General features: G+C 53.9%; 16 protein-coding genes. 6 read left to right on the top strand and 10 right to left on the bottom strand.

The window, feature by feature from the left end:
• The first annotated feature begins 146 nt into the window (after positions 1 to 146).
• Genes ACOVRA_RS03055 through ACOVRA_RS03045 form a run of 3 tightly spaced genes read left to right on the top strand, consistent with a single transcriptional unit; the run spans position 147 to position 3,168 of the window.
• Positions 147 to 503 carry a hypothetical protein gene (locus ACOVRA_RS03055; protein WP_421719000.1) on the top strand — a complete coding sequence of 119 codons (357 nt, stop codon included), beginning with the start codon at positions 147 to 149 and terminating at the stop codon, positions 501 to 503.
• Positions 504 to 514: 11 nt separating this feature from the next.
• A complete protein-coding gene (locus tag ACOVRA_RS03050; RefSeq protein WP_421718999.1) occupies positions 515 to 1,708 on the top strand; it encodes an alpha/beta fold hydrolase in 1,194 nt (397 codons plus the stop codon).
• Positions 1,705 to 3,168 (top strand): HlyD family efflux transporter periplasmic adaptor subunit, encoded by a 1,464-nt coding sequence (locus tag ACOVRA_RS03045; RefSeq protein WP_421718998.1) that lies wholly within the window; start codon positions 1,705 to 1,707, stop codon positions 3,166 to 3,168. The genes ACOVRA_RS03050 and ACOVRA_RS03045 overlap by 4 nt, the downstream gene beginning before the upstream one ends.
• 742 nt (positions 3,169 to 3,910) lie before the next feature.
• Here the strand turns inward: ACOVRA_RS03045 and ACOVRA_RS03040 are convergent.
• The 8 genes from ACOVRA_RS03040 to ACOVRA_RS03005 form a co-directional block, all read right to left on the bottom strand.
• The gene (locus ACOVRA_RS03040) at positions 3,911 to 4,114 is read right to left on the bottom strand and encodes a helix-turn-helix transcriptional regulator (RefSeq protein WP_198534156.1); all 204 of its coding nucleotides are present in this window, start codon (positions 4,112 to 4,114) and stop codon (positions 3,911 to 3,913) included.
• A gap of 313 nt (positions 4,115 to 4,427) precedes the next feature.
• The gene (locus ACOVRA_RS03035; protein ID WP_421718997.1) at positions 4,428 to 5,666 is read right to left on the bottom strand and encodes an ATP-binding protein; all 1,239 of its coding nucleotides are present in this window, start codon (positions 5,664 to 5,666) and stop codon (positions 4,428 to 4,430) included.
• 153 nt (positions 5,667 to 5,819) lie between these two features.
• Positions 5,820 to 6,194 (bottom strand): helix-turn-helix transcriptional regulator, encoded by a 375-nt coding sequence (locus ACOVRA_RS03030; protein WP_421718996.1) that lies wholly within the window; start codon positions 6,192 to 6,194, stop codon positions 5,820 to 5,822.
• Between the two features lie 325 nt (positions 6,195 to 6,519).
• On the bottom strand, positions 6,520 to 7,017 hold the full coding sequence (locus ACOVRA_RS03025) for a hypothetical protein (protein WP_421718995.1): 498 nt from the start codon (positions 7,015 to 7,017) through the stop codon (positions 6,520 to 6,522).
• Positions 7,004 to 7,705 carry an RHS repeat-associated core domain-containing protein gene (locus tag ACOVRA_RS03020; RefSeq protein ID WP_421718994.1) on the bottom strand — a complete coding sequence of 234 codons (702 nt, stop codon included), beginning with the start codon at positions 7,703 to 7,705 and terminating at the stop codon, positions 7,004 to 7,006. The genes ACOVRA_RS03025 and ACOVRA_RS03020 overlap by 14 nt, the downstream gene beginning before the upstream one ends.
• A gap of 530 nt (positions 7,706 to 8,235) precedes the next feature.
• Positions 8,236 to 8,709, bottom strand: a complete 474-nt coding sequence (locus tag ACOVRA_RS03015; RefSeq protein WP_421718993.1) for a hypothetical protein — start codon at positions 8,707 to 8,709, stop codon at positions 8,236 to 8,238.
• A gap of 18 nt (positions 8,710 to 8,727) precedes the next feature.
• Positions 8,728 to 13,368, bottom strand: a complete 4,641-nt coding sequence (locus tag ACOVRA_RS03010) for an RHS repeat-associated core domain-containing protein (RefSeq protein ID WP_421718992.1) — start codon at positions 13,366 to 13,368, stop codon at positions 8,728 to 8,730.
• A 364-nt stretch (positions 13,369 to 13,732) separates the two neighbouring features.
• On the bottom strand, positions 13,733 to 14,053 hold the full coding sequence (locus ACOVRA_RS03005) for a metalloregulator ArsR/SmtB family transcription factor (protein ID WP_421718991.1): 321 nt from the start codon (positions 14,051 to 14,053) through the stop codon (positions 13,733 to 13,735).
• A 213-nt stretch (positions 14,054 to 14,266) separates the two neighbouring features.
• Here ACOVRA_RS03005 and ACOVRA_RS03000 point away from each other — a divergent pair, with 213 nt between their 5' ends.
• On the top strand, positions 14,267 to 15,106 hold the full coding sequence (locus ACOVRA_RS03000) for an acyl-CoA desaturase (RefSeq protein WP_421718990.1): 840 nt from the start codon (positions 14,267 to 14,269) through the stop codon (positions 15,104 to 15,106).
• A 194-nt stretch (positions 15,107 to 15,300) separates the two neighbouring features.
• A complete protein-coding gene (locus ACOVRA_RS02995; RefSeq protein ID WP_421718989.1) occupies positions 15,301 to 16,416 on the top strand; it encodes a hypothetical protein in 1,116 nt (371 codons plus the stop codon).
• 256 nt (positions 16,417 to 16,672) lie between these two features.
• On the opposite strand, the gene ACOVRA_RS02990 is transcribed toward ACOVRA_RS02995, so the two are convergent.
• A complete protein-coding gene (locus ACOVRA_RS02990; protein ID WP_421718988.1) occupies positions 16,673 to 17,266 on the bottom strand; it encodes a hypothetical protein in 594 nt (197 codons plus the stop codon).
• A gap of 359 nt (positions 17,267 to 17,625) precedes the next feature.
• Entirely contained in the window at positions 17,626 to 19,284 is a 1,659-nt protein-coding gene (locus ACOVRA_RS02985; protein WP_421718987.1) for a hypothetical protein, read from the bottom strand.
• Positions 19,285 to 19,591: 307 nt separating this feature from the next.
• On the opposite strand from ACOVRA_RS02985, the gene ACOVRA_RS02980 reads away from it, so the two are divergent.
• Positions 19,592 to 21,182, top strand: a 1,591-nt coding sequence (locus ACOVRA_RS02980) for a hypothetical protein (RefSeq protein ID WP_421718986.1), incomplete at its 3' end; no start/stop codon positions are given.

Raw genomic sequence — 21,182 nt, 5'->3', positions numbered from 1 at the left:
ATTTATCCACAGATTGATTATAAAACCGCTATTTCGCCACTTGACATACCCCCCCCCGCTAAATCAACTTTGACGGCGTCCGCTAGGGAAGCCAAATGCAGTGAGGTATTTAGGCCCGATTTCAGAATGGACAGGGAGATTGAAATATGCGTGCATTGACGATGGATGAAGTGGGATTTGTGAGTGGTGGCTGGTTGCATCATACACCTGGTGAATCATGGGGTGACCCACCGGGTTGGGGTGGATCAGAAGGATTTGACCAACACGGTGGCGGCGGTGGAAAGAAGAAGAGTATTTGGGATTCACTGGGTGACTTTATCGGAGGTGTTGGTGATTTCCTCAGTGGTGGCGTTTCCTTTTCTTGGACTTCAAGCAAATCAGATGGCACCAAAAATGGTGTTTGCCTTGACAAAAATGGGCAAGTTATCAGGAACAAGGATGGGAACCCACTTCTAGCCTGTGAAAGCGGTACTGGAGAGGTTACTTTTAGTTGGGGTAAATAATTCTGTTTTAGGTGGGATTTTCTGATAAAGATATCCCACCTTTTTTATTCCCGATTGGCGACGATATGAGTAAGCTCGGCCTATTTACCAAGCTCTCTGGCTCTCTGGTTTCTTTGGTAGCCCTACTTGCAGGGCTAACGATCGTTACTGACCACGAGTATAGTAGAATTAGAAATTTACAGGCCACTAGTCTTCTAGAAACTCAAAACCTCCCCGAGTGTTTTTTTGTTACCAAGTTGGGTGTCAAACTCCAGTACTTCGTGACCAATCCTGAAATTGGTTGTGACAATTTAAGTGGCATTTACCTGGCAGGAGGGCCCGGTGCGCCAATAAGCCTTAGAGAGTATCAGTTGCATCGATTTGTCTTTCGAAGTCACAACATCGGTTTCGTGAACGCGCCGGGGACAGGGACCTCAAGTTCGTTAAGCAGAGAAGACTCGACTGTATCTAATATCGTTGATCTTTACAGTGAGCTACTCACTGCGAAAGGACGCGGAAGATCACTTGTTATTGGAGGCAGTTGGGGTGCCATTGTTGCGGCACGGATTGCAGTAAAGCAGCCTGAGAAAGTACTTGGATTGATACTTATTTCCCCGGGGCCTATGCCGCTAGAAGACCGCAGCAGGACTTGCGCACAAACGACCAATGCTTTGATGCACGAGGCCGTCCAAAAGTGCTTTGAGCTCAGAACCAAGTTTCAATATAAAATTATTTCAAAGGCAATAGTGGCAGAAGCAATAATTCGGTATCGACTACTTAGGAGTATCCTTTCATGGCCTAAGCCTAACAATAAGATCGTAGCAGAACTATTGGATTCGAATGGTGTTGATATTGTCTCCAACAAAGATCTGGCGCAATCACATGCGACTACGCCGATCCTCGTTCCTTCGAAAAGTAAAGCCGAGCACTTCCCAGTTCTAATACTCTTTGGAGCCTTGGACCCAATCTCTGATTTTGAGCGAGAGGGTTACCAGAAGCTCTTTCCTCAGGCCTCGATTTTAAAGGTAGCAGGGGCGGGGCACGAACTACCTCCGGACTGCGAAGTACTTCAGCCGATTGCTCAGTTTGCTGTGCGGATTCGGCACCCCGATCACTCCGTAAATTGTCAAGAAACAAAAGCAGAGAGTAACTTAAATCTGGCAACTTCCAGTACAGAGCTGAAATTAGTACAATTGATGTCGAATGGCGATATTTTCACTCCATGACCCTGTTCCGCCTCGCCGTCATTGAAGCGCAGCGTCGCCGTGTTTACGGCAATGTGACGCTGCATCAGCCCGCGCGGTTGGCGGCGTTCACCGCCGTGGCGGTCGTTAGCGTGGCGATTGGTACAGCCTATCTAACCCTAGGCCAGTATGCGCGCAAAGAGACCGTGGCGGGGTGGATTGCGCCAGAGGCGGGCTTGTCGGCCGTTTATGCGCCGCGAGGCGGGGTAGCCGATGCCGTCTTGGTGCGACAAGGCGATATGGTGGCTGAGGGCCAACCCTTGATGCGGCTTGCTTTGGACGTGTCCGGGGCCGATGGCGCGGTGGTGCCGCTGCAGAGGGCGCAGACCCGGGCGCGCCTAACCGAGATTGAGCTGCAAGCCGCCGCCAGCGCTCAGCGCTTTGCCGAAGAAAGCCGCAGGCTAGCCGAACGGGCTAGCGCCACGCTTGATCGTTTTGGGGCAGAAGATGCACGCCTGATGGAGGCTGCACGCGGCAGCGCCAATCGCTTTACCCAGGATGATGCCCGCTTAGCTGACCGCGCGATTGCAGCGCGTGCCGACGCCAGCCGCCTTGAGGCCAGCCGCGACCTCGCCCAAGGCCAATTGGCCATTTCTGAACGCGCCGAAGCCCAAGCCCGCACCTTGGTGGCAAAAGGCTTTATAGCCAGCACCGAAGCAGATCGGCGTGCGCAGAGCACAATTGCTGCCCGCTCCCAAGTGGGTGAGCTTAATCGGCAGATCCAATCCCGCCTTGACGAGGCCAAGGATTATGACCGCCAGCGCCAGTCCCTTCGTGCCAGCCATCAGGCCGAGATGGCCGACATCAGTCGCCAGCGCGCCACCCTGTCGGCCTCACGTTCAGGCGAAACCAAAGACCTGATGCGCCAACGCCAAGCACTAGTTCCTGCTCGCGCCTCAGAAGCCAGCCAATTACGCAGCGCTAAGACGCAATTGGAAACCGGGCTGACCGAGCTTTCGGTGCAGGACGGCTATGTCGTGCGTGCCCCTATTGCTGGCCGGGTCGCCAGCCTCAACATTCGCCCCGGTGAAGCGGCCAACCCCAATGTGCCCCTGATCAATCTCGCCCCCAAAGGCAGCCCGATGGAAGCACAAATCTTGGTGCCGACACGTGCGGCAGGCTTTATCACAGAAGGCCAACGCGTGCGCCTTATGGTCGATGCCTTCCCGTTTCAACAATTCGGGGCCATTCAAGGCGAAGTCCGCGAAATTGCCCGCTCAGCGCTGCGCCCCGGCGAGATCGCGGCCCCGATCGAGTTCAAGGAACCCGTCTACCGCATCCGCGTGGCGCTGACTGGCCCCGGCATCCAAGCATACGGCAAAGACCGCCCCCTGCAACCCGGCATGACGCTGAGGGCTGATGTCATTACCGACAAACGCACCTTCATGAGCTGGCTGCTTGATCCACTCCTTGCGGCTAGGGCGCGGGCGGCGGCGGGGTGAGCAGTCGTTTTTGGCGGCCGGTAGTTTCGTCTGCTTTCTTTAAAATGCGAATCTAAAGCGGACAATCTGCTTTCGGCCAAACCCGGCCGAAAAACAGTGCGTCGGTCCCTGCATGAGCTTTTTTGAGTTTGCGGGCCAACTAAACGCAATCTGGGCCAGCATGCTCCAGTAGCAGCTTGCAAACTCGCCAATTGCGACAAACCTCCATTCTTTGCATAATTGTGGCAACAGAGGCTGGCTTTACGACTAAAGTGGTAGCCGCGCGCCGGCTTGGTCGCTCAATCGCGCGTACCGTTTGATGAACGGTGTTGGCCAACCTTCGCCACGGCCCAAAGGCTCCTCCCACACCTCCAACAATTCGTCTTGTCGGCGGCCTTGGGCGACGGCTTGGTTCAGGATCTCTGATTGGGCTATGTGCTTTACCGCTCTGATTACACCGGGACCTTTCCAGTGTAGAGCGTCTGCAGAGCAATCGGAAATGTAGCTATAGCAGTCATTATCGGCAAATCTCACATTTTGCCGATAATGCCGATAGTTGCAGTAATCCGTCGCCGCGAGCCCCGTGTTCGACCTGCCAGAGGTGAGGTCGAGGGAGTGATGACGGGATGCGCCCCGCGTCCCGACACCTAATGCTGCGCCGGAGCGTGATGGGCGGGTCAAGGTGGGCGAAGCCCCCTTTAAGAAGGTTACCTTGACGCGCCCAAACGCTGTGGCATTTGGCGAAGATCGGCAATGCAAGAGCCTAACGTCCGTATTGGCTGGTGTTGGCAAACATGCGCTCCTGCGCCCACACATCAAGCGCGGTAACGAGATAACGGATCAACCGGGGGCCATATTTGATAAAGGGAGGGCCTTCACCAGTTACGCGCCAGCGGTTCAAAGTGTGCTTGGAAATCTTTAAATGGGCGGCGGCATCTTCGACGGTAAGTAGTGTGTCGGTATTCATGAGTTTCATCCTCTATCAGGCTCGACAAGCATCGCGGAACTGCGATCTCGCAAGACCAAGAGAACTCAGAAAAACCACACTAATCCAGCATGTTCACCAAAATCGGGAAGCCCAAAAAACGGGACTTATCCACCTGATATCCACAGATGGATCGATCTGTTTCGAAGGGTTCCAGCACGCACCGGCGTAGCCAATTGTGACCCTCCATGCCCCATCGCCACAATACGCCTCAGAGGGGAAATTGGGGGTGCAACGGGCTAGATTAGAGGCGTCAGAAGTAAAATTTCGACGGTCTGACTGCAAAAAAGCTTGGCTAGGACCATAAAATGCTGACGGGTGCTGTGAAAATACGTTCGCTTACTTCTTGGACGCAATCACCGTCATGAAGAACAATGCCAAGCTTAAATTGGTTTTGAGCTGTATCGCGTAGTTTTGTCAGACCTCTGATGTCTGCAGGTCTGATTGTTGCGCTCGCTTTGACTTCAATCCCAATCAGATGGCCTGGAGACCGCTCTAGTACAAAGTCCACTTCCACTTGGTCCTTGTCCCGATAATGACTGATAGAGGTGTGGCGGGCAGTTAAGCTCGAAGCTTTGCGCAATTCACCAAAGACGAAGGTCTCCAACAATGGGCCAAAGAGCTGTCTGTCGCGTTCAAGTTTCGCATGATCAATATTTTGCAACGCTGCAACCAAACCAGAATCGAAGAATTGTACCTTGGGCGCGCGCACAAGCCGCTTCAGGGCATTAGAATGCCATGCTGGAACTCGAGTTATCAGGAAAAGGCGCTCCAATAGGCCAAGCCATCTTTCGATAGATTTTGCGTCTACCCCAATAGTACTCCCCAATGCTGAAAGGTTTAGCAATTGGCTTGCTCGCACAGCCAGATTGTTGACCAGTGCCAACATCTGATCGGGCTTCGTGATAAGCGCCAACTCGCCCACATCACGCAAAGCAAGTGATTGAGCATACGACAAGAGCCAGTCTGAACGACGCTTGGCATTGGCGCGAGCAATCGCCTCTGGATAACCTCCGGCAAGGACAATCTCGGCTAGATTGTTAGTGGCAAGCTTTGGAGTTTGACGCGTGATGAGTCCTTCAAAGGCATTATCCAGAAACTGAGATGGTCCTGATTGAGCAAGCTCGCTCTGCGACAACGGCAACAGTTCAATGGTCTCGACTCGGCCAGCCAACGAGTCAGGCGTAACGCTTGAGCCAAATAGATCGGCCGATCCCGTGATCAGAAACCTGCCGAACCGCTGATCTTCATCAACCGTTTGTTTGATTGCCAAAACTAAATCGGGAGCTCGTTGAATTTCGTCGATTACGGCCCGATCTAGCCGACGGATAAAGCCGGTTGGGTCTGAGTTCGCAAATGCGCGGGTTTGGTTATCGTCGAGGGTCAGAAACTCCAGACCTTCGCGTTTGGCTATCGCCTTAGCTAGTGTTGTTTTGCCCGATTGTCGTGGCCCCACGAGTGCGACAACACGTGTATCAGAAAGCGCGAGGTCCACTAGGTTGGCAGCGTGGCGAGAGAGAAGTTGGCTTGTCATGAGCTTGATGTCCAGAGCGGTCGCTAGAGTGCGCTGATTCTTGTAGGGACAAGTCTATACTACCGTCCAATACGGAATGAAAGTGCGTCTAATCCGGAATCGTAACCCGTCTATTCCCGCTTGAAACGGCACTGTCTTAATCAATCGAGCTACCTAACTTATTCTTTCAGCAATCCAGTCAGACAGATCGGTCCTTCTATAGCCAATGGCTCTGCCGCCTAATCGCACAAATCGTGGCCCATCTCCGCGCATACGCCATTTTTTCAAAAGGCTGAGTGAGACCGACAATAGCGACGCGGCTTCGACTGGCCGCACGACTTCAGGGGGAAGGGTCCCGAGGCTCTTGCGCGGCGGCGGTTCTACTTTGACCGGCGCGGGAGGATGCTTCGATGAGTCATCAGATTTGGAAAGATGGGCAGCCGCAACGGGCAACGCTTTCACCGCCTTTGGCTTCTGGCCGAGCGCCAAACTCTCGCCAAACAAACCAAGCTGGCGCTGATCCACATCTGCTCTGAGCCGTCTTCCCATTAGACATCTCCGCGTTCGGATTGGGAACGGAGCAAGTTTTAGGCCAGCTATTGTGAGCGGCGGGCGGCGAGCCAAAGTCGCTCCAAAGAACGCGCTTAAATGACTGATGTTGGCCGAAAGGAGATGGTCTGCTTTGGAGGGCGTGGGGTCGGTAAGCAGACGTTCGGTGGAACAAGTTATCGCACGACGGTTCCTGCAGCATTGGTGGTAAGGATTGGCGCGCCGTGATGGTGGGTGTGTCGCCAGTTGAGCATGCCAGCTTGGCCAACGGCGGTGGCCAGTGGGTCTCCATGGTCATAGGCTTAAAAAGCCGATAGCCCTTGAGTTAGTCGTCATTATCACGACCGTGTTCGAGCCTATCAATTGCTCGCGTGATCGATTGGGAGGTTTTCCCAGGCTTGACGTCGCAAAAAACAATGCTCTTGTCTTTATAAAATTTGAGTGGCTTGGGCAATTCAACGGAAAAAAGTCGACCCTGAAAAAAGGTGACATGCGAGCGCTGCTTTTTACCATCTACCTGCATTTCAACTTGAAAAAGACTATCCCGATATTCCTCGCCTTCAAGCAAACTGTCAGGGTCTAGCATATAATGATAGAGAGGGTTTATGCGTCCTTGATTGTAAGTGCGCTGGAGAAATGGTTGAGCGAGTTGGTCTCGAATCTTTGCTGCGTCCGACGGCCTTCGAGTACCAAGAAAGTATTCAATCACTGCCTCAGTTGGATGACACAAATGCCAAGTGCCTTCGCCTCCAAGTATGCAAAGAAAGTCGTTGGGAAGCGACAAGATGCGCTTAGCTAACAAAATTGATTTATTGACAGCCACAACCGGGGCTCCCACTAAATCGACTACCTGCAAGCCCTGAAGCAGTGGACGCTTTCATCCAATCTGGGATGCGGTCAAGGACTTGAAACGCTTTTGGCAATCGTTCTCCCATAGCTTGCCAACCTATGGGCCAGCGACTTGGATCATGCTTGAAGTGCCGCTCAGGTGTTGCCCAGCTTCCGTTAAAACCGCCCCGCCGATTCATGAACTTACTAAACCCGCCTTTTGTCCATGGGTCGAATATAGCCCCGGCTTTCTTTACAGATGCTTTCGGTATGGCGTGAGACCATTCACGACCAATTTCGCGGGTCAGCGCTCTAGGGCCGTGGCGCAAGAGCGCTAATTTACCAAGGCCGCCCCCAATCCCGCCCCATGCAGCCGCAAGGACAAGGTCTTTGGCTGTGGCACAAGGATTGGTAAAATATTCGGTTGCAAGACCAATGCCTGCACCGATTACGAATTGCGCGTACTCCCCCGTCGGATCCACATACCGCAACGGATTCCCCCCCGCATAAGCATAAGGATTATCATCGCCCGCCAGCCCAATCGGGTCGGCTTGGATGTAGCGCCCGGTGTTGACGTCATAATCGCGGTAGCGGTTGTAGTAATGCTGTGCGCCCGCAAGTTGTTGGGAGTTGGCGAACTGGCCGGGGAACCCGAAGACAGCGTGGGCGGGATAGAGCACCACGGTGCCAGCAGCATTGCAATTGAGGTCTTAAACTAAAGCAAATCCAGTGAGTTTTCGGGCGTCGAAAGAACCAAATTTTTCAACAGAGTTTCGCGGCTTGTCGCATCTCGAATGGATTGAATGAAATTTTGATGCGCGTCTAAACTCTCGAAGTCGAAATTGTCAGCTGACATGGGCGTGTCCATACAATCCAAAAGCAATTGCTTTGATTCATTAAGTGAGAAGTCTAGAGGATTGGATAGCTCTGCGCGAATCCGCCACGAGCCATTAAGATAACTCCACAATCTATGGGCAAAGGAACTGCCAATTGGTGCGAGAATTTGTACTTCCTCGAATCGACGGAACTACCCATTTTTCTCAACGATAAATGCATGCCTGTAGCTGGTTGCAATCTTCTTCTTCGAGCCTTGCGCCTGAGTGAACGCCACTGGGCTCAATGGATAAGCTTGCTTGATTTCGGGAAGCAGCAGGATGACGGTGTGGATCATATTGGCTGAATACCCATTTATTTGGTCCCAATGTCACCCGATTTATGCGCCAACAGATTTAATACCAAACCATTTTCGGATGACTGCCAATTCTTGGACAGAATCCGGTGTCGCGTGACCAATATTTCTGTCTATCTGCCGCATAATATCTGCTACGTCCGCAGCCAAAGACGATTGAGCCAAAGTAGTTTTCAATAGTTCAATGCCGCCTTCGGGATCTCCTGATTGGAGTGCTCTTTCGAACAATGCCTTGGCTGATCCAGTATCGCCAATCGAGCGGTAGGTGATCCCCAAGTTGATCATCCCAACAACGTCGCCCTGATCAATGGCTTTCTTGTCCCAATAGATTGACTTGGCAATGTCTTTTTCAACACCAATACCTTCGCCATACATCAAGGCAAGTCTGGTCATTGACGACACATCACCATTGGCTGCCAAGGTTTCAAATATAGCGAATGCATCTTCGTGGTTTCCCCGATCATCAAGGTCACACGCTTTAGAAAAATCATCGCTCATGACGTAACATCCAAATTCTCATGGAACAGCTAAATTTACCGGGATTGTACCCCAGAGTGGCGGGGCAAGGGAAGGTACCATCCTAACTACACGCCACGTGACATATGCCGCGCCAGTCCCAGCAATCGCAATCGCGATGTTGCGCTTCAAGTCATTCTCCTCGGGACAATTCATCTTACTTTTCTGCCAGTCAGCTGGTTTCGGCTTATCGATCCATTTCCCAGTTTGGTGATGACGACATCTGATTTTTGTTGGATCAGTGGGATGGTCACGGCAATGTTTATATGGGTTGTTAGTATTCTGACCGCTCGCTCCGCCGGAGGCTCCCCGCTCGCCTGCCAAACCCTTTGGATCCATATACCTTAGCGGATTCCCACCCGCATAAGCATAAGGATTATCATCCCCCGCGAGCCCAATCGGGTCGGCTTGGATGTAGCGCCCGGTGTTGACGTCATAATCGCGGTAGCGGTTGTAATAGTGCTGTGCGCCCGCAAGCTGCTGGGAGTTGGCAAATTGGCCGGGGAAGCCCAGCACCGCGTGGGCCGGATATGGGACCACGGTGCCAGTAGCATTGGTGGTGAGGATAGGCGCGCCGTGATGGTGGGTGTGTAGCCAGTTGAGCGTGCCAGTTTGGCCGACGGCCGTGGCCAGCGGCATATAACCACCCAAACCATCATCCCCGCCATTTGGCCCTGTTGCCCCCACTTCCGGCATCAGCCAGATATACTCAGCCTTGATGTCAGCGGTACCCGTTGCCCCATATTCACCCACGATGCGGTGATCGAGGTCATAGAGATAGACGCGGGTATCTGCGGCCCCGATGGCCGGGGTGGTGACCACCTGTATCCGCTCATCCATGCCATTATAGAGCATGGTCTGGCTTGCCCCGCCATTGCGGTAGCGCGTCAGACGGGCATGGCCATCGTAAGCAACGGTGACCGTGACCCCGCCCGGAAACTGCTCGGTGATCTGATTGCCCCGCCCATCATGGCTAAAGAGGCGCGTGCCGCCCGTGTTCGCGATGCTGCGCAGGCGGTTGGTGCCGGTGGCGATGGTGTAGGTGTCAGTCTCAACCGGGGTTAGCGCTGTGGCAGTAGCCCTGCGCTCGACCTTCAGGCGATTGCCATTCTTGTCATAGGTAAAGTCTTCCCGCCCATAAGTGCCAGCAGCCGTGCCCGTCAATGTGCCCGTAGTGCGGGTCAGACGGTCAATCACATCATAGCTATAGGCACGCGTCTTGGTGGCATCGAGTGTATCGGTGATGGCGGTGATATTGTCGTTGGCATCATAGCTATAGGTCAGTGATGATAAGCGGACTGAGTTCACACTCCGCTCTAGCCGGCGATTGGCCAAGCGGCCATCATTGCCCCATGACTGGATCATCCTCAGGCCATTGCCATAATCAGCCCGCGTGATTGACCCGAACGCCTCGTACGTCATGCCGGTGGCAAGATTAGTCCAAGTGGTGGTTGCAGCACTGGCCTTGGTGCGGACCTGCGTCACCCGGCCCAAGGTGTTATAGGTGTAGTCCACAATCCGGCCTGAGGGATAGGTGATGCTCGTGCGCCTGTCTGCCAGATCATAAGTAAAGGACAATTGCATCCACGCGCCCGTGCCAATGCGCTGGCGCTTGGCCGTGACATTGCCGCGATGGTCATAGGCAAATTCAATTGTGGTGGTGCCATTGACGATGCGGGCTAGGCGGCCCTTGGCAAAGCTGCCGGTTAGGGCTGCCACATCCCACTCATAGGTGATGGCCTCTGCCGCTGTTGGTGTGGCGCTCAGAAGACGCCCGGCAAGGTCATAGCTATAGTCAGTTCGCTGGCCGCGCCCATCAATGCCTGCCGTTCTTCTGCCTGCGGTGTCGTAATAATAGGTGCTGGTGCCGCGCTCCGGGCTGACTTCCTGGATGACTTCACCAAAACCGCTGCGAACAAAGGTTGTTTGGACGCCAATCGGATCGCCGTAGCTGGTCACCCCGTCGCGGAGGTCATAGGCAAGGATCGGTGCACCGCCATCGGGGCGGGTGTCGGCAATCAAACGGTCGAGCGCATCAAAGCTCATCGCCGTTGATTGGTTTTTAGGGGTGGTGACCTTCGTTAGGTTGCTCGCCTTGTCATAGGCGTATGCCCATTTGCGGCCCGGCCCCAAGGTTTCGGTCAAAAGCCTGCCCATGGCATCAAAGGTCTGGGTGATGGTGCTCGCCGCTGTGCCATTGGTGCGCTTGACTGTCTGGGATGTAACATTGCCCATGGCATCGTGACCATAATCAATGCGCTCGCCATTACTGGCGACGACAGACTTTAAGAGGCCCGCCAGATCATAATTCATGGTTATGGCAGTGCTGGCCGGGGCGGTAATCGTCTTGACCCGGCCTTCGGCGTCATAGGTAAAGCTTGTCAGCGCATCGAGCGTCGCGGTCGTGGGATGCTTGACCCGCACTGCTGTGGCCCGCCCTAGTGCGTCATAGGTAAATTGGGTGACGACGCCGTTGGGTTCCGTCATGCTGGCCGGACGGCCATTTGCATCATAGCCCGCAAAGGTCGTGATATGGGCCAGCGGATTTGTCATCGAGATCACATTGCCTGCCCCATCATAGGCGAAGCTTGTGATATCGTCCTTGCCTTGCGCATTAACCGGCAAGGGCCCATTGATCGACAAGAGCCGCGCATTGGCACCCCATGTATATGTGGTCGTCCTTGCTTGGCCCGCAGTCGCATAGGGGGCTGTATGGGTGGTAAGGTCGGTGACGGTTTGAGACGCGACCATCGCATCATCTGTATAAGTAATGTCTACCCGCACCCCGTCTCGGGTAATTCGCGTCGGCAAATCCCATTTCGCATGCCACTCGATATTGGATTGGCGCGCAACAGTTGTGCCGGTTGCCTCGGTGACCCCAGTCGGGCGGCCCTGATTATAGTCGAGCTGATAATTGGTCTCACGGCCCAATTCATCGACCGACTTGGTCATGAGATGCTTTTGACCAAAGAGCCAGGTTGTTTGATACTCAAATCGCTGAGTAGAGGCTTCGGTCGTTGCAGTTGACCAGCGCTTGATGTCCGTGATTGACGCCGCCTCAGCTGTTGGTGCCCCCCACTTTTTGATCATCCAGAAGTCTTCCTTCTGGCCCAACGGTCCGATCACGCGGCGAGCCAAGTGATCCGTCAGATTGTTATTGAAAAAGACTTCATAGTGCTCAAAATTATGGGCATTGACGTCGCCCGCGCGCTTGGATGAAGCAAGAAGCTCGCCTGCGACATAGCTATATTCAGAAAGCGTGGCACCACTCTGATCGCGCACACGCGTCAGAGCGCTTGGGTTATAATTATAGTCATAATCATAATTGCGTTGCCACAAAGTGGCTCCGGTTGCGCTGCGTCGTGTAACATTGCGGAGGCGATCCTTCCGTCCTTCAATGATAACTGTGATCGCGCCAACGGAGGGGCCCCGATAAGGCAACCCGGCTACGACCGCCCAACCCGGCAACGGTATGATAAAAGTCGATCGTGTCTCATCATACGTATAATCGAGCTTTGTGCCATCGGGCAGCTGGATCTGGCTGATAACCTTTGTGCCAACATAGCCAGGTCCCGGCATCCTGCTCGGGGCATCGATCCAGGTCAGCAGCAATTCGCGATTAAGGCTGTCGCGGACCCGATACGGATTAAAACCATCATCGTTATAGTCATAGAAAATCTTATAGCCGCCGGGCTTACCATGCTCGACAGGGACTAGCCTGCGTCCACCAGAAAGTGGTTGCGGACTGTTGGCGCGCCTGAACAGAATGTACTCGCCATTGGCCATATCCAGCCGCATTTCGGCAGGACCAGTTGGCGAGACATTGGTTGCGTTCTGAAAATCGCGGCGGGTGACACTCGGTGTGGCAACCATCGACAAGCGGCGTCGCGTTGGCGAATTTATGATGCCAATTTCATTGGGGAGCGTAAAGTTCCACTCATTTTGGTTGCCGTGATTGGTTGTGACAAACTGGTCTATGCCACCACCTTGAGAGTGGAAATTGACCTCTCCATTTGACCAACCAAACATCTCAAGCCAGCCGGGCAACAAAGTTTGCCAACCAACACCTAAACGGCTCGCATATTGGCGGTCGACACTGAGTAGCCCGTCAGAAGTTTCATAGTCCGTCTCGGACATCACCTTCAGGCCGCTGGTAATATTGATTGGATTTGCGATATTGATGTCTGGCCCAGATGCTTGTGCCTTTGCACCGCATCCATTGTTGCAAACAAATGGCCGCTTCAACCTCTTAAGCACACATAGACTATCGCGGACTTCATACTCGTCGTTTGGACATACCAAATAGACGGCAGCGCCTAGGGTCGTGTTGCTCCCCGGTGGGCCACCATCAAGATAACGAATCCAGTGACACCCGCGTATCTTATCGTCGCCATCGATGGCGCCCAGGTACGTTGCGAGAGGGTTGAAGCTTTGATGCTGGATCTGACAGGCTTCCTCTGCGCTGCCCGCAAACACAAATGTTATGCCCCCATTACTATCGGTGGCAATGGTCTTCCAAAGGCCGACTTGAACTTCCGGGTAAGCTCGTAACTCCGGCTCTTGTGCCGCTGCTGGTGTTGAGACGAAAGCAAAAGCGATCAGCCACATCAGCACGGCTAAGCTGCGAACCATAAAATTCATCACAAAACTCACAGGTAGAATTAACTAAAATAAAGCAATCTGTGTTGCTTCATTACGCAAGCGAAATGTTGCTGCGGCTGCCGTTGATTTGCAGTTGGGGGTTAGGTCGATGGCTGGGCAGCGGGCAAGTTTTTGAATGTCCGCTTTGGAGGCGCTCGAAGATTGGCCTAAATGACGAGGTTTGGCGCATTTGAGACTGTCCGCATTTTGGTTGAACTTGGCCGAAAGCGGATGGTCTGCTTTGGGGGGCGTGGGCGGTGAAAGCTGCCTTTTAATGGCGAACAGATTTTTCCAACAAATCCCGGAAGCTCCGGGTCTATTGCAAACCGCACCTACTTCGTGATGGTTGCTTCCCTGACCCTCATTAATCGTTCAGGCGCGAATTCAAGGCAGACAGTTCGGCGCTTTCACGCTTTAGAGGGCGTGAAATAGGACAAACTTCTTGCACGTAGGAATTCAGGGTGTTGGCCAGATTCTCGCCAATTAGGCGGTAATAAACATATTGGCCACGCTTTTCACCGGCGATTAAACCAGCGTTCTCGAGGATCGAAAGATGCTGCGAGACTGCAGGCTTAGACATCTCAAAGCGTGCAGCAATCTCACCCGCACTGAGCTCTGCCTCAGACAAATAAGCAAGGATCTTCCGTCGGGGGGTAGAGGCGAGTGCTTCGAAAATTTTCTGCATGGCTATAATTAAGGAATAAGCTAATCACTTGACAAGCCCTTTTGTGTGATTAAGCTATGAGTTAATTACTTTGCAAATTGGGAGGGGGCAATGGAGGCCAGCCAACAAGGGGAAGACCGCTGTCGTGTAAACAGCCTTGAGGAGACACCTGGCTGCGATCCTACGCGCGGCTCGGTGCATTGGGACCCCGTGCACTCGCTTTGGAATGGTGGAATGCTTGCCGCTTCGATCATACTCGGCCCAGTCTTGATGACCTGGGACGCGGTCTTGGTCTTCCTCCTTCTGACAGGTGCATCTCTGCTCCTCGGGCATAGCGTTGGTTTTCACCGCCGACTTATCCATCGCAGCTTTGCCTGCCCACTTTGGTTAGAGCGGTTCCTTGTTTGGGTAGGCACCTGTGTCGGTATGAGTGGACCGTTCTGGATGATCAGGACGCATGATTTACGAGATTGGGCGCAAAGGAACCCGGATTGCCACGACTATCTGGCGCACCGGGGTGGGATGCTGCGGGACTATTATTGGCAGGTTCATTGTCGCCTTGCGCTGGATAATCCGCCTCGCTTTGATCTTGGGCGGATCGGGCGCGATCCGTTCTACCAATTCCTAGAACGAACATGGATGTTGCAGCAGCTCCCCATTGCGGCTGTGCTATTTGGCCTCGGTGGGTGGAGTTGGGTGGTTTGGGGCGTTTGTATGCGGGTGAGCGCATCTGTCACGGGTCATTGGTTTGTTGGCCATTTGGCACACACGCGCGGGCCGCAGAGTTGGCAAGTTGTAGACGCCGGTGTTCAAGCCCACGACGTGCCATGGGCTGCAATCCCTACTATGGGCGAGGCTTGGCACAATAATCATCATGCTTATCCGGGTTCGGCACGAATGGGGCTCTATCCCAGGCAGTCCGATTGGGGCTTTAGATTTATCTCGCTCCTCGAACGCCTGGGCCTAGCATGGGATATCATCCTACCCGAGCATTTGGACCGCGCGCGGGCCATTAGTCCCATTCACTCGGGTTTGATTTCGGAGCAGCGAGAGCTCGGGAGTCTGACATTATGAGCACCTTTTTCACTGAACTTGCCCGGCGAGTGCGCTATCTGGTGCTTTCGCTCGCACTCATTGCTAGCCAAAATCTTGTCGTTTGGAAGGCAATGCAAACTTTTGCACCTGAGTCATCGCTTGACTCAGAGTTTTGGCTAACCCCATTGCGAAGCGCGCTTGAAATCATAGGCCTTCCACCTCTGTGGGGGGCCTTGTTTTTCGCCTATTTTCTCGGGGTCGCCTATATACTTGCTTTGCTCGCATTCAGCCTCGCCCGCCGAACAAAGCGTGGCTTCACGCTTGCGGTGTTGAGCGTGGTTCCTGTGATCCAGCTTGGCGCGATCGTCATCCATGCCCTTCTCCCGGCTAGGAAAGAAGCCAAGGATGATAGTGGCACTTCCAATCACGTGGCAAAGAGCATTGTCGTGGGGGTGATAGCTGGCACTGCAATCATTGTCCTTGCAGTCCTCATCTCTGCTGTCACATTTGGTGCCTACGGTTGGGGCCTTTTCGTGATGACGCCTTTTCTGGTGGGCGCGGTCACTGGCTACTTGTTAAACTCAGAGTCCGACCTTGGGCTGCCTACAACGCTAAGCCTGTCCCTATTGGCTGGCGGGCTCGGAAGCCTCGCCCTTATTGTTATGGCACTGGAAGGAATCGTTTGCATTTTACTCGCAGCCCCCTTGGCCCTGCCCTTAGTGATGATCGGCGCTAGTTTGGGTCGGGCTATTGCCAAGGCTCGCCATACGCGTGGCACCCCACTCATGAGTGTTGCCGTGCTGCCAATAATCTTCATGCTGGAGGGAGCTATTCCACCTGAAGCGCCGATTCATACGCGCTATGATGTCGAAATTAGTGCGCCGGCGGAAAAGGTCTGGGCTGCCTTAGTCAGCGATGAGCCAATTAGAATTTCGCCGGGGTTACCTGCCGTTGCGGGCCTCGCCTATCCAATCAGCTCGAAACTTCAGGGTGAAGGCGTCGGTGCAAAGCGCGTAGGCTCCTTTTCCACTGGCCAAGCGACAGAAGTCGTCACCATGTGGGTTCCCAATAAACTGCTAGCCTTCAAGGTCCAGCATCAGCCTGCTGCCATGGAAGAAATGAGCCCTTATCGGCGGGTCCATGCCCCGCATGTAGAAGGCTATTTTGTAACCGGTGAGACCCGTTTTGATCTGGTCCCCCTTACAAAGGATCGGACGCGGCTACAGATAACTTCAGAACATGTGCTAGGAATTGATCCGATCCCCTACTGGGAGCCCATTGCGCGCTTAGCAATCTGGTCCAACGTAAGTCGCGTTCTCGAGGACATAAAGGCAAAGTCGGAGACATGATCGACATTTGGTTTGCAGAATAAGCTCTGCTTGGGTTTGGCAACAGCATTTGACCCCTTTCTACCTCACCAGCCGGCGAAAAACTGCTCGCGCATGCGGTTCCAGATGTATGACTGGTTGGTTCTTGTGCCTCGAACGAATTACCACTCTTGGCCGAAAGCGGTTGGTCTGCTTTGTGGGCGCGGGCGGCGAAAGCGGACGTTCATCTCAACGGCGACGTCTAACTTCCATTGGTCGGAAAAGTGAGAGCACGTCACTAGTAGCATCTATAAAGCCGCATAACGAAAGGCCGTCCGTCAAGGGATTTAAAATGGTCAGAGTATGTCACTGCTGCCATTTCGCCCGGTCGATTTAGTGCCTGTAACATTTGCTCCTGCACTCTAAAGTACGCCCTTTTCGACTCATTAACTGTAAGTTGCAGTCCATCTGCAAAGAAAGATTTTTCTGCAATTTTGATACTAGTCGAGCCTTCTACAGTGCGGTCTGATAGCGATAGTGGACCCACAACTGTTGTAAAAGTGTTCGGATTATTTTGGGCATTGATTGCACCAACAATTTGAGTAGCTGTACTAAGAACGAATAATCCTCCGAGGCAGGCAAATACGGAAAAGACAAGTTTATCCTTTCCGTATTGTTTTGTTATGCCATAGTACACAAAAAAAGCTACAAAGCTTCCTATAATGCCTACCATTACAGCTTCCAAAGAGCTGTAATGGTAGGTTTCCAGACAATTTACTGATTTTATCGCTGCGTTAATTATATGGCTCCGTTCGTAGCAAAAAGCCCGCAAACTTAATTCCAGAAATGCGCTTCGCGCGGTAGGACGCATTCCAACAAAGGAATGCACCATCGTCAAGCAACTCCTGAGATCATTTAAGTCGGAAGTTAGCCAAAGCACTTATAACGGGTTCACGCCGCAATTCGCTTGCCTTGAAGCTGCCCGACAAATCTTCCTGCGCAAGCTGTGAGGTCAAGGGGCTTATCGACTTCGCCGACACCCCATCTTGCGCGCTCAAACTCGACTTAAGCCTTTGCCTAGGCAGGGCCTGCGGCAAAGGCTGTCCAAGTAAAAAACCATAGCCAATACCGCAACGAAAGAGGTGGTGCAGTCCTGTCGGACCGCACCCTACGAGCTGGCTTTCAAACGTCCGCTTCCAAGCAACCGAAAACCCCAGGCCAAACGACAACCCTTGGCGCAAAGCAGACCCTCTACCGCCCCAATCCATACCCAAGGCTAAGGTCCTGCACCGCCTGGACAGCGCCACCGCGCCCAAGGCTGCTAAGGCTGACGTTATCGCCGATATTGATTGCGCTATCGATGGGTGTTGGGACCATGACCACGTGATTACCCATGCCCGAGGCCCGTTCGAGGAGCGCAACACGGCCAGCGTGCAGCTCTTCAAACGAGCCAACCCGCCAGCCGTCATAAACGGTGTGACCGGGGGCGGTGAGGGTGCCGCGCCCTTGCTCGACGAGGGTATCGCTGAGGGCATTAATCTCTGCCCCTTGAAGCGCGTCCTTTGCCCCGTCATGGAACGAGAAGACCCCGTCTTGATCGCAAGCCCCAAGCCCTGCCCGAATGTGATCTTGAGCCCGTGATGCGAGGGCCTGATCGATGCGGGCATCTCCTGTAAAGAAGCGCTCCTCGCCATGACCGATCCGGTCCAGCTCCCGATCAAGGGCGGTAAAGGCCGTCGCCCCTAATTGCTCTTCGAGCGAGTGATAGGAGAGGCGCGAGAGATGGCCAGTCTCATCCACATGAGCCCATGATCCCTTTTGAAGATGATCGACCAGAGGCGACCTGGTGTTGACCATGGTTTTGGTCTTGTTGCCGGTATCAAGGATCAGGACGCTGTTGCCAGTGGCGCGACGTTCGAGGCCTACAACCTCACCAACCAGTTCCTCACCTCGCTCATGGAGCTTGGTCGTACTACGCGTCTTGGTGATATCGACGCGTGACCTCTCGGCTAGCGTCTCTGTCCAGCCTTCTTTGAACGCCATCACATTTCGGCGGACTTCTGTGGCAACACCGCGTGTTTCCAACTCGCGCGCACGTGCGCGCAGCGCATTGCCCCAGATGGCTTGATCGGGGTCTCGACCACCTAGGTCTTGGAGCCGAACTTCTCCTCGTCCATCAAGCTCTGCTGCAAGGGCCTTATCCAGCCGACTGAAGCCCTTGGCATGGATGTCGCGATCTAGGGCCATACGCTCATCGAAGATCGAGCGCTCTCCTAGTTCTGCTGTAGCGCGTTCCCGTGCCTGATGGCGAAGCCCGTGAGAGAGATAATCGCGGGGAATACGTAACTCATGACCCTCGCGTGTCCTGCCTCGCAAGATGACATGGGCATGGGGATTATCCGTATTCCAATGGTTGATGGCGACCCATTCTGTCCCAACACCAAGGTCGCTTTCCATCTGCCCCATCACATCGCGAACATATTCCTGAAGATCTTCCATGCGCGAAGCACTCTCTGGGGCGATCATAATCCGGAAGTGACGCGGGTCTTCCTGGGTCCAGTCATCGAGCTCGCGTGAGAGGCCTTCAACCTTATCCCGATAAGCATCATAGAACTGACCCTGCTCATCATCTCGCGCTGCTCCATCCCGACCAAGATAAGCTGCATGGGCGGCAAGCTTCGCGCTACCCGCGCGATGGGCAGAGAAGGATACCTTGATCACAACGCGTTGGCGTCTGTCCGAGCTAAACCCTCCACCAACCCGAGCGCCACCCCGAAGCGAAACACCCGCCCCAAGTCGCGCGCCACCTATCGCCTTACTCAAGCGGGCACCCAAGGCCCCAGATCTCGCATCGCCGCGACGCCCAACAGCAAGGCGGATGTTCAACTCCTCAGATCCGCGCTCTGCCATGCTTGGGCTCCTGAATGACCATGCGTTGTCACGCCATGTGACACACAAGGAAGTTGTGACTTGCCACCAACAACTTCCATAAAACATAGCACATACAGGCCCTTGAGCAAGTGAAAACTTGCTCTTTATCTTGCTGTATTCAAATATTCGTGCTTATATTGGTTGTAACTTCAAATGGATACAAGCTATGATAAAGTACTATACTACGATACAATCTATGTTTAGAAGTTTCTGGCTGCAATTTCTACATGGCGACAACTCGGGGTGGGGTAAAAAACTTGTCTGGTTGCTCAAATCGGGCGCTGTGATGCTCGTCTGGCTTGAGTTCCTCACACTTTTTGCAGCTTGGCCGGGAAGAGTTCCGCATGAGGAATTAGGGCTGGTGTGGCTGAACCTTCTAGGCATAGAGTTTCGGGCACCTTGGGCGGGCATCGCCTATGTCTTTACACCGGATGGCCGTACCGGAGGTTGGCTCTGGTTGATGCGCCTATGTGGCGTGATCCTGACGCTGCCGGGCATAGGGCTGGCCCTCCTCTATGCGGGGCTTCCGCCCAAGCGGCCTGCCAAGGGTGACCGCTTTGCGTATGGCGGACATTTGCTCGATCAGGCTAAGTCATCAGGGGTCATTGTGGGCCATGCGAAGGGCTTGCCTTGGCAGAAGATGCCAGACCTTGTCAGGCTTCGTCCGTCTACGGACATACTGATCCTTGGCTCCGGCCCTCAGGCCACTGGAGCGTTCCAAGCAGCGCTTAAAAGCTTTGATGGTGCGATCCTGCGCTTTGGTAAGGAGCGGCTCTTTGGCGAGCTGATCGATGACCGGGAGATTTTGCGTGTAGCTGAAGGGGCTATCGCCAACTTCCCGCTCGATCCCTTGCGTCAAGTCCGGACCGGGGTCCTTGCATGGGGAGATGTGTGGGTGATGCTATCGCCTTGTGGCTTCAATGAGCGTCAACGTGTCTTGGCGACGGCCCTTTTGGTTCACGGCCTTGAGACGCTTCGGCCTGCTGATCGAACCTTTGCCGGGGTGATGGAAAAACTTCCTAGTCCCGATCAGCTCTACGCGCGTTTGCACGGTTGGCTTGAGGCGACAGAGATCTTGAAGCCAGAGGCCTATGATCAGGTGTTTGGCCTTCTCAACTACTGGGCACAAACGCAGGAGCAGGTGGCGGAAGATCTGGCCATAATACCTGAACGCTTGTGGGCGACCCAGAAGGGCTGGAGTTATTATCTGGGCTGGGCACCTCTGCCGACCTTGGCCAACATCTGTGAGTATGGCCCTCGCGTTCTCTCCATCGAGATCAGAGCTAAGAACGCGCGTGATGACTTTGATCCAGTGAGTTTGCCGCTGATGCATGCGATCACGCAACTCCGCGTCTTGTTCCGCGAGGCGCTCACTTCTGGCAATCGTCCCGTACTGGTCGCCCTTGAGCCTGACATGCCAGATGAGCTTTCTCGGATGATCAAGGCGGTACACGCCGACCTCAAGCGCAGCGGGGTCTCATTCCTCGTACATGCAAGATCAACCAGAGAAATAAGAGCTTCCTTCAAGCTTGGTCTCCAAGAACCCATGTGCTCGGTCTTCGACACAGTCATCATGACTGAGCCCGACTACATGAGTTTCATTGAAGTGGTCGATAATCGCGCAATCTCGAGCGAAGGGGTAAGGCATGTTCGGCCTGGTGAGGTCTTGATCGCTGAAACTGGGCGTCTTCCGGTTCGCTTGCATCCGGCGGATCCCTCCATGGTTCGCATGGCTTCTTATACGCCGACCGACAAAATTCAGCGGCCAGAGCCTTGGAGTGAGGCTGCGGTCTCCTATCCACTAGGGGCAAGTTTGCCTAAACAGGTGGTGGTGAAGATACCCAAGCAGAAGGTGACAAAGCGACAGGAGATAGTGC

The organism is Aquidulcibacter sp. (genome assembly GCF_049239865.1).
Lineage (GTDB): Bacteria > Pseudomonadota > Alphaproteobacteria > Caulobacterales > Aquidulcibacteraceae > Aquidulcibacter.
The sequence above is the reverse complement of the archived record's forward strand: the minus strand, read 5'-3'. Positions and strand labels throughout refer to the sequence as shown.

Bases quoted from the DNA above. Each gene is read 5' to 3' on its own strand.
- ACOVRA_RS03055 (WP_421719000.1), top strand. From the start codon at position 147: ATGCGTGCATTGACGATGGATGAAGTGGGATTTGTGAGTGGTGGCTGG.
- ACOVRA_RS03045 (WP_421718998.1), top strand. From the start codon at position 1,705: ATGACCCTGTTCCGCCTCGCCGTCATTGAAGCGCAGCGTCGCCGTGTT.
- ACOVRA_RS03040 (WP_198534156.1), bottom strand. From the start codon at position 4,114: ATGAATACCGACACACTACTTACCGTCGAAGATGCCGCCGCCCATTTA.
- ACOVRA_RS03035 (WP_421718997.1), bottom strand. From the start codon at position 5,666: ATGACAAGCCAACTTCTCTCTCGCCACGCTGCCAACCTAGTGGACCTC.
- ACOVRA_RS03030 (WP_421718996.1), bottom strand. From the start codon at position 6,194: ATGGGAAGACGGCTCAGAGCAGATGTGGATCAGCGCCAGCTTGGTTTG.
- ACOVRA_RS03015 (WP_421718993.1), bottom strand. From the start codon at position 8,709: ATGAGCGATGATTTTTCTAAAGCGTGTGACCTTGATGATCGGGGAAAC.
- ACOVRA_RS03010 (WP_421718992.1), bottom strand. From the start codon at position 13,368: ATGAATTTTATGGTTCGCAGCTTAGCCGTGCTGATGTGGCTGATCGCT.
- ACOVRA_RS03005 (WP_421718991.1), bottom strand. From the start codon at position 14,053: ATGCAGAAAATTTTCGAAGCACTCGCCTCTACCCCCCGACGGAAGATC.
- ACOVRA_RS03000 (WP_421718990.1), top strand. From the start codon at position 14,267: ATGCTTGCCGCTTCGATCATACTCGGCCCAGTCTTGATGACCTGGGAC.
- ACOVRA_RS02990 (WP_421718988.1), bottom strand. From the start codon at position 17,266: ATGGTGCATTCCTTTGTTGGAATGCGTCCTACCGCGCGAAGCGCATTT.
- ACOVRA_RS02985 (WP_421718987.1), bottom strand. From the start codon at position 19,284: ATGGCAGAGCGCGGATCTGAGGAGTTGAACATCCGCCTTGCTGTTGGG.